The organism is Atribacter sp. (genome assembly GCF_035418125.1).
GTDB lineage: Bacteria > Atribacterota > Atribacteria > Atribacterales > Atribacteraceae > Atribacter > Atribacter allofermentans.
In genome coordinates this window covers 1-3,343 of record NZ_DAOLQM010000241.1, presented here as the reverse complement: position 1 = coordinate 3,343, position 3,343 = coordinate 1, and the positions used below count along the sequence as shown (strand labels likewise).

The window sequence follows — 3,343 nt, the reverse complement described above, 5'->3', positions numbered from 1 at the left end:
AAAATAACCAAACCACGGATAACCATTTGAATATAAGGAGATACATTCAGTAAGGTCATTCCATTAAGGAGAGTGCCTATGATCATAGCTCCTAATAAAGTTCCAAACATCTTTCCTTCTCCTCCATTTAAACTGGTACCACCAAGGATAACTGCTGAAACGACATCTAATTCTTCACCCTGACCAACTTGTGGAGATCCGGTACCAAGACGAGAAGCCATAATAGCTCCTCCTATTGCAGCAAGAATTCCCTGAAGAATAAAAACATAGATAAATATTTTGTCGACATTAATCCCTGATATCCTGGCAACTTCTTGGTTTTCTCCAACTACTGATACATATTTACCAAATTTTGTTTGTGTAAAAATAAAGTAACAAATAATCCAAATAACCAGCATCAAAATAATAGGCGTAGGAATAGGGCCAATAAACCCTCGGCCCAAAGAGCGAAAGCTTTCTGATTTTATATAAATCGGTCTTCCTTGAGTATAGATAAAACCAATTCCACGAAGAATACCCATTGTCGCTAAAGTAAGTAGAAAAGCCGGTATTTTTTGCTTGGCAACAAAAAAACCATGCAAAAGCCCAATTATGAGCCCTATAGCAAATATGGCGATCACCCATAAACCAAGTGGATAGTTTTCTTGACGGAGAAAGGCAGCGGCAGTTACGCCGGTTAAAGCTATCACTGAACCTACACTCAAATCAATTTGAGCAGCAGTAATTACAAATGTCATACCAAAAGCTACTATGGCAGTGATAGATATCTGTCTCCCAACATTTAATATATTTTCCACAGTAAGAAAATAAGGAGAAGCAATCGATAAGAACAAACATAAAAAAATAAATCCGAGCAATAAACCATAGTTTTCAAAAAGAAACATAAACCAGCCCAAAGTCGATTTTTTTTCTTGACTCATAGTGAATTTCTCTCCTAAAAGATATTATTCAAAATCAAACATCCATTTTTTAATCATTCAATTGTAATGTACTAAAAAGGATAGTTTTTCATTAAAGTCTTTAACTCACAACATTAATCGCTGGTGCGTTATTCATTTCTTGCTTTTGTTCACCTGAAACCATAAGTTTAACAATTTCATCGCGAGTTGTATTTTTGATGATTCGATCACCAACCCTCATTCCCCCTCTTAAAACGATAGCGCGATCGGCAACTGAAAAAACATCTTCAAGATTATGGCTGATGAGGATCACTGACGCTCCGTGCTTTTTTAAATCTAAAATGATCTGACGCACCTTAGCAGTTTCGGCAACACCTAAAGCAGCAGTCGGCTCATCCATGATGATAATTTTCGCCTCCCAAAAAACACTTTTTGCTATAGCAGTGGCTTGGCGTTGTCCTCCAGATAAAGTTCCAACTTTTAACTTTGGATCTAAAGCAATTCGTAATCTTTCTAATAATGGTTTGGTTTCTGCTTCCATCCGCTTTTTATCTAATATTTGAATGGGTGTCTTTAGGAATTTTTTCATTTTCTCTCGACCAAGAAAAATATTTTCAGCAATGTTGAGCTTCGTGGCCAGAGCTAAATCTTGATAAACCGTTTCAATACCTAATTCCTTCGCTCCAGCTGGATCAGAAATAGTAACCGATTTACCACGAATAAAGATTTCACCTTCATCTTGACTAAAAACACCAGCAATAATTTTAATTAGGGTTGATTTCCCAGCGCCATTATCCCCCAATAAACCAAGTATTTCATTAGGATAAAGTTCAAAGTCTACCTGATATAAAGCTTGTACTGATCCAAATTTCTTAGAAATACTCTTCATTTTTAAAATGGGTTCTTCATGCATATTAAATCCCTCGTTTTTCGTTGATCCTCCTTCACAAATAGTGATGAAAGAGATATTCTTATTCCTTTAATTTAAATGAGGGAGAGAAAACTCATTTCTCTCCCTCAAGGTTTATTCCGTTATATCATCCTAAAACCAACTAATAGTCAAGAATTTCTAATGCTTGAGTGGCTTCTTCCAAATTTTCTTGGGAAACTAAAAGCACTGGAATGGTTATTCTTTTTGGGATTTCTTCGCCTTTTAATTTATTTAAAGCTGTTTCAATAGCAGTCGATCCTAAAACAATTGGCTGTTGGGCTACAGTAGCAAATAATTTCCCATCTTTAATTGCCTGGACCATTTCAGTATCGATGTCTACACCAACTACTTTTACATTGGCTCCAGCTGCTTCCACCGCCGAGACGGCTCCCATCGTACAGGTCTGGTTTCCACCAAAAAGAAAATCAATATCTTTATTCGCGGTCATGATATTTTCTGCAACTGTCATGGCGTTTTCGCGAAGTCCTTCTTCAACGTTTTGTTGGGCTACGATTTCAACACCCGGCAACTGAGTGACTTGATCAAGAAAACCTTGGGTACGTTGTTGCTGAGCAACCGAGACCGCCCACCAAAGCACACCAATCTTTGCTTTTCCACCCATTTCTTTTTCAATATAAGCTTTAGTCCACCCTCCAACTTCGGTCCCAATCTGGTAATTATCTGAGCCTATAAAAGTAACCACTTTATCAGTTACTAACTCCATATCAGCCGTGATTACTGGTATTCCCTTGGCAATTGCTTCTTCAACAACCGGCACTACGCCTTCCGGGTCGACTCCAAAAAGAACAATTGCATCTACTCCTCGGGTAATATAGGTTTCTAAAGCCTTTACTTGGGCATCGAGTTTGGTTTTGGGATCATCCAATAACATTTCGACGCCAGCTTGTTCAGCTGCTTTCTTCATACCGTTTACAACATCAATGTAAAAGGGATGTTCATAAGTAATGATTGATGTACCAAGAACGATTTGTTTTTCTTGCGAAACTGCACTAAAAGTTAAACTTAAAACCAGACTCATTACAACGAAAACAAATATTAATATTGAAAGTTTGTGTTTCATAGTTTCCTCCTCATTCTTAATCAAAATTGGTTTGATAACTACTTCCCTTAATCCTCATTTGATCACTCATAATTTAAATAACCAACCACCTCCTTTTTTTGACTTCTATTTAATTCATTTCCAAATCATAAAGAATTATCTTCCAAGCTATAAAAAACCAATAATTCTATGAAATTTCTTTCATAATTTTTTCAACTTTCTCTACTACTGCTTGAATATCCTCGTCACTCGAATTAATATTGATACCAAACCCTGAACCTAAACCTTTATCAACAACACCAACGCTGATATTGATTGCCCGATCAAGGATGGCATCAGTTTGTGGAAGCATATGAGCATAATATTGAATATCTTTTCCGTAAGCCGGACATTCATAAGGGCAGGGATAGAGGGTTGAAGTTTTCTTTTGTAAAATTTGTTCCATATTGTTAT

General features: G+C 36.7%; 3 protein-coding genes and 1 pseudogene. All 4 read right to left on the bottom strand.

Features of this window, described 5'->3' with window-relative positions; genetic code table 11:
* On the bottom strand, positions 1-920 hold a 920-nt coding region (locus PLK24_RS09895; RefSeq protein WP_324478697.1), incomplete at its 3' end, for an ABC transporter permease.
* Between the two features lie 100 nt (positions 921-1,020).
* A complete protein-coding gene (locus PLK24_RS09890) occupies positions 1,021-1,788 on the bottom strand; it encodes an ATP-binding cassette domain-containing protein (protein ID WP_324478695.1) in 768 nt (255 codons plus the stop codon).
* A gap of 163 nt (positions 1,789-1,951) precedes the next feature.
* On the bottom strand, positions 1,952-2,911 hold the full coding sequence (locus PLK24_RS09885) for a sugar ABC transporter substrate-binding protein (RefSeq protein WP_324478693.1): 960 nt from the start codon (positions 2,909-2,911) through the stop codon (positions 1,952-1,954).
* Between the two features lie 166 nt (positions 2,912-3,077).
* A pseudogene (locus tag PLK24_RS09880) lies at positions 3,078-3,343 on the bottom strand (DegT/DnrJ/EryC1/StrS family aminotransferase); the annotation flags it as partial.

Coding starts and splice junctions, on each gene's coding strand:
- PLK24_RS09890 (WP_324478695.1), bottom strand. CDS start 1,788: ATGAAGAGTATTTCTAAGAAATTTGGATCAGTACAAGCTTTATATCAG.
- PLK24_RS09885 (WP_324478693.1), bottom strand. CDS start 2,911: ATGAAACACAAACTTTCAATATTAATATTTGTTTTCGTTGTAATGAGT.